Origin of the sequence: Streptomyces sp. NPDC032198 (assembly GCF_040636975.1) — a bacterium.
In the GTDB taxonomy this organism is placed as follows: Bacteria; Actinomycetota; Actinomycetes; order Streptomycetales; family Streptomycetaceae; genus Streptomyces.
Window position 1 is genome coordinate 1 of sequence record NZ_JBEZVL010000044.1, and the last position, 2,072, is coordinate 2,072.

The 2,072-nt window shown below is 68.7% G+C and carries 1 protein-coding gene; it reads right to left on the bottom strand.

From position 1 onward, the window contains the following. The coding region (locus AB0E78_RS41805; protein WP_361844951.1) for a type I polyketide synthase at positions 1-2,072 on the bottom strand (2,072 nt) is incomplete at both ends.

Below are 2,072 nucleotides of genomic sequence, written 5' to 3' on the forward strand. Positions count from 1 at the left end.
GGCCATGTGTCTGCGTGGGTGAGTCCGGCGTGGACCCATGCGGAGAGTACGTCGGTGGTGTCGGCGTGGTTGCGGTGGGCGGTGGCGACGGTGGTTCCGCCGTGGTGCTGGGTGATTTGGTCGAGGGCCATGGCCATGACGGGGTGGGGGCTGATCTCGATCCAGGTGTGGTGGCCGTCGTCGATGGCTGCCTGGCCTGCCTGGTCGAAGCGGACTGTTTGGCGCAGGTTGGCGCACCAGTAGTCCGCGTTCATTTCGGTGCCGTGGATCAGGCGGCCGTGGACGGTGGAGTAGAGCGGGGTGTGTCCGGGGGTGGGTTGGAGGTCGGCGAGTTCTTCTGCCAGGTGGGGGAGGAGGGGGTCCATGTGTGCGCTGTGGGAGGCGTAGTCGACTTGTACTCGGCGGGCGAAGATGTTTTCGGTCTTCAGTTGGGTGAGGAGGGTGTCGAGGGCGTGGTTGTCGCCGGAGATGATGGTGGAGGTGGGGGTGTTGACTGCGGCGATGGACAGGTTGGTGCCGGTCAGGCGTTCGCGGATCCATTGGTGGCCGCGTTCGATGACGGCCATGCCGCCTTGGCCGTGGCATGTGGCGACGGCTTGTGAGCGGGTGGCGACGATTTGTGCGCCTTGTTCGAGGGTGAGGATGCCGGCGACGACGGCGGCGGCGACTTCGCCTTGGGAGTGTCCGATGACGGCGTGGGGGGTGATGCCCATGGATTTCCACCAGGCGGCCAGGCCCAGGCTCATGGTGAACAGTGCGGGCTGGATTTCTTCTACGCCGGTGAGGGGGCGTTGGCCGGTGAGGCATTCGGTGACCGACCATCCGGTCCAGGGCCGTAGGGCGGCATCGCAGGCGGCCACGGTTTCGGCGAAGGCGGGGGAGTGCTCACACAACTCCCGGCCCATGCCCTCCCATTGCGAACCCTGCCCCGGGAACACCCATATACCCCCAGGGCCGGCCTCCTGGAGTGCCTCCCCGCCCAGCGTTTCGATGGGGCCGATCACTCCGATGGCATCGGTGCCCTCGGCGAGCGCTTCCAGTCGGCTGATGGCCTGGTCACGGGTGGTGGCCAGGACGGCGCCGCGGGAGTCGAACCAACTGCGGTTCCACAGGGCCGTCGAGGCGACGCGCTCCAGCGGGACCTCTGGGTGCTCGCGCCACCACTGGGCCCAGCGGCGGGCCTGTGCTCGCACCACACCCGCGTCCCGACCCGACACCACCACCGGAAGCACACCACCGGAGGAGGCACCGGCCTCGGGCGAGACCTCTTCGAGTTCCGCCGTGGAACCCGTGAGCGTCGGTGCTTCTTCGAGGACGAGGTGGGCGTTGGTGCCGGACAGGCCGAACGAGGACACGCCTGCGTACCGTGTACGGGTTTCCTCGCGTGGCCAGGGGCGTGCCGTGTTCAGCAGCTGGAGGTTGCTGTCTTGCCAGTCGATGTGGTCGCTGGGTTGTTCGGCGTGCAAGGTCGCGGGCAGCTCTTCGTGTTGCAGTGCGAGGACCATTTTGATGACGCCTGCGACGCCGGCGGCGGCCTGGGCGTGGCCGATGTTGGACTTCGAGGAGCCCAGCCAGACCGGTCGTTCCGCGGGGCGTCCGGGCCCGAAGACGGCGGCCAGTGCCCCGGCTTCGACCGGGTCACCCAGCGGTGTTCCGGTGCCGTGCGCCTCGATGGCGTCCACGTCGGAGGGCGACAGCCCCGCACGCGACAACGCCTGTTCAATTACCCGCTGTTGTGAGGGTCCGTTGGGGGCGGTCAGTCCCTGGGATCGGCCGTCCTGGTTGATGGCCGTTCCGCGGATGACGGCCAGCACGCGGTCGCCGGCGGCCTGTGCGGCCGAGAGTCGTTTGAGGACCAGTACGCCGCAGCCCTCGGACCAGCCTGCTCCGTCGGCGTCGGCGGAGAAGCTTTTGCAGCGGCCGTCGGCGGCGGTGCCCTGCAGGCGGGAGAATTCCACGAAGACCGAGGGCGTCGACATCACCGTCACGCCACCGGCCAGCGCGACGTCACACTCGCGCTGGCGCAGCGCGGTCACGGCCAGGTGCAGGGCCACCAGCGAGGACGAACACGC